Genomic DNA, 2,958 nt, shown 5'->3' on the forward strand with positions numbered 1-2,958 from the left:
ACGACCTGATCTGGCCGGTGTTCGTGCGCGAGGGCGACAATGTGCGCGAGCCGGTGGCCTCCATGCCCGGCGTCGTGCGCCATTCGGTCGACACGCTGGCCGAGGCCGTGGCCGAAGCCGCCGAACTCGGCATTCCCGCCGTGGCGCTCTTTCCCTTCACCGATCCGGCGCTGCGCGACGAGACCGGCTCGGAAGCCTTCAACGACGAGAACCTCGTCTGCCGCGCCACCCGCGCCATCCGCGCCGCCGCCCCCGACATCGGCATCGTCACCGACGTGGCGCTCGACCCCTACACCAGCCACGGCCATGACGGCGTGATGGAAGGCGACGTGATTCTCAACGACGCCACCGTCGACCGCCTGATCGGGCAGGCCCTGACGCAGGTGCGCGCCGGCGCCGACATCATCGCCCCCTCCGACATGATGGACGGCCGCGTCGGCGCCATCCGCGCCGCCCTCGATGCCAACGGTTTCGACCATGTGCAGATCATGGCCTATGCCGCCAAATATGCCTCGGCGTTCTATGGCCCGTTCCGCGATGCCGTCGGCTCCAGCAAGACGCTGCGCGGCGACAAGCGCACCTATCAGATGGACCCGGCCAACACCGACGAGGCGCTGCGCGAGACCGAGCTCGACATCGCCGAAGGCGCCGACATGGTGATGGTGAAGCCCGGCATGCCCTATCTCGACGTGCTGTGGCGGCTGAAGCAGGCGTTCGGCATGCCGACCTTCGCCTATCAGGTGTCGGGCGAATACGCGATGATCGCCGGCGCCATCCGCAACGGCTGGATCGACGGCGAGCGCGCCGTGCCGGAGGCGCTGATGTGCTTCAAGCGCGCAGGCGCCGACGGCATCCTCACCTATTTCGCCGTCGAGATGGCCCGGCGCCTGAGGGCCGGCTGATGGAAACCCACCTGCCGCGCGAGGCCGGCGACTGGGCGGTGACCGACACCGCCCGCGCCCCGGCTGCCTTCACGCCGCCGGCGGAGTGGCCGACGCTCGCCACCATCCGCGAGGCGGCCGGCCTTCTGGCCGGCCATATCGTGCGCACCCCGCTGGTGGAAGCCCGCCGCCTTTCCGACCTGACCGGCGCCCGCGTGTTCGTGAAATACGAGAACATGCAATATACCTGCGCCTTCAAGGAGCGCGGGGCACTGGTCAAGCTCGCCGGCCTCGGGCCGGAAGCGCGGCGGCGCGGCGTCATCGCCATGTCGGCCGGCAACCATGCGCAGGCGGTTGCCTATCACGCCGCCCGGCTCGGCATTCCGGCCACCATCGTCATGCCGGAGCCGACCCCGTTCGTGAAGGTTTCCGCCACCCGGGCCCACGGCGCGCGCGTGGTGCTGGCCGGCGAGACGGTGGCCGAAGCGCAGGTGGAAGCCCAGCGCATTTCGGACGCCGAGGGCTTTACCTGGGTGCATCCTTACGACGATGCCGACGTGATCCGCGGTCAGGGCACCATCGCGCTGGAAATGCTGGCCGACTGCCCCGATCTCGACGTCATCGTCGTGCCGGTCGGCGGCGGCGGCCTCATCTCCGGCGTGGCGATCGCCGCCCGCGCGCTGAAGCCCGGCATCCGCATCATCGGCGTGGAGACCGAGCTTTATCCCGCCATGGTCGCCGCCATGCGCGGCGAGGAGGCCGAGTGCGGCGGCAACACGCTGGCGGAAGGCATCGCGGTCAAGCATGTCGGCCGGCTCGCCACCGCCATTGCCAGACAATATGTGGACGGCATCGTCGCCGTGCAGGAAAGCGATATCGAGCGCGCGGTCGATGCCTTCCTGACGGTGCAGAAGACCACGACCGAGGGCGCCGGCGCCGCCGGCCTTGCGGCGCTGATGGCCTATCCGGACCACTTCCGCGGCCAGAAGGTGGGGCTGGTGCTGTCGGGCGGCAACATCGATCCGCGGATTCTCGCCTCCATCATCATGCGCGAGCTGACGCGGGCCGAGCGCATTGCCGCCATCCGCGTCACCATGCCCGACCGGCCGATGATGCTGGCGGAGCTGGCCGGCATCATCGGCACCCGCGGCGGCAACATTCTGGAGGTCTCGCACCACCGCTTCTTCCTCGACGTGCCCGCCAAGGGCGCACTGGTGGATGTGACCGTGGAGGCGCGCGACGGCAAGCATCTCGACGAGATCGTCGATGCCCTCAACGACCACGGCTTCACCGCCTCGCGCCGGCCGATGCCGGAAGGCCAGCCGGAGCGCGCGGTGCTGTAACCGCCGGGGCGGAGGGCGGGCGCCCGTGCAACCGCGCGCCCGTCTTTCTGCCCGCGTCAAATTGACAAGACCCGCGCAAGCCCCCATCTCTTCAATCGGGACAGGACGGACCCTTCACCCGGCGGAGATGACCTTGAGCGAGCTTTCGCCCGGAAGCACGACAACCGCGAGCCTCTATGAGCGGCCGGCGCTTTTTGCCGGCGTCCGCCGGCGGCGCTGCGTGGCCTTCCTTTTCGATGTGCTGATGATCCTCGTCCTCACGCTCATTGCCGGCGTGGCGGTGTTCTTCCTCGGCCTCGTCACGCTCGGCCTCGGCTGGTCTCTCTATGTGTTTCTGTGGGAGGCGGTGGCGCTGGCCTATGCCGCCTTCACGCTCGGCGGCCCGCGCTCCGCCACCCCCGGCATGCGTATGCTCGGGCTGGAAATGCGGCTGTGGCACGGCGGCCGCGCCTATCCGCTGATGGCGATGGCCCACTCGCTGCTGTTCTGGCTGTCGGTGACGATCCTCACGCCGTTCGTGCTGCTCGTCGGGCTGATCGACGAGCGCAAGCGCCTGCTGCACGATCTGGTGCTCGGCACGCTGATCGTCGATTCCGACGCCGTCGCCCGGCTGGAAGGCCAGCCGCGACGCTGACCGTGCGCGCCGCCCGTCCCGGCGCCGGCGCGCGGAAGCCTTTTCGCCCGTGCCTGCCGGCGGAAGCCTTTTCGCCTGTGCCTGCCGGCGGAAGCCTTTT

The 2,958-nt window shown here is 69.6% G+C and carries 3 protein-coding genes; all 3 read left to right on the forward strand.

Annotated features, from left to right (window positions below; translation table 11 throughout):
• Positions 1-902, forward strand: a 902-nt coding sequence (gene hemB / locus V7067_RS12655) for a porphobilinogen synthase (protein WP_334176263.1), incomplete at its 5' end; no start/stop codon positions are given.
• A complete protein-coding gene (locus tag V7067_RS12660) occupies positions 902-2,224 on the forward strand; it encodes a threonine ammonia-lyase (RefSeq protein WP_334176264.1) in 1,323 nt (440 codons plus the stop codon). The genes hemB and V7067_RS12660, both read left to right, overlap by 1 nt.
• Positions 2,225-2,357: 133 nt before the next feature.
• Positions 2,358-2,858: an RDD family protein gene (locus V7067_RS12665; RefSeq protein WP_334176265.1), complete on the forward strand. Its 501-nt coding sequence runs from the start codon at positions 2,358-2,360 to the stop codon at positions 2,856-2,858.
• The last annotated feature ends 100 nt before the right edge of the window (positions 2,859-2,958 follow it).

Source organism: Pseudoxanthobacter sp., from assembly GCF_036822375.1.
Taxonomy (GTDB): Bacteria; Pseudomonadota; Alphaproteobacteria; order Rhizobiales; family Segnochrobactraceae; genus Pseudoxanthobacter.

Bases quoted from the DNA above. Each gene is read 5' to 3' on its own strand.
- V7067_RS12660 (WP_334176264.1), top strand. From the start codon at position 902: ATGGAAACCCACCTGCCGCGCGAGGCCGGCGACTGGGCGGTGACCGAC.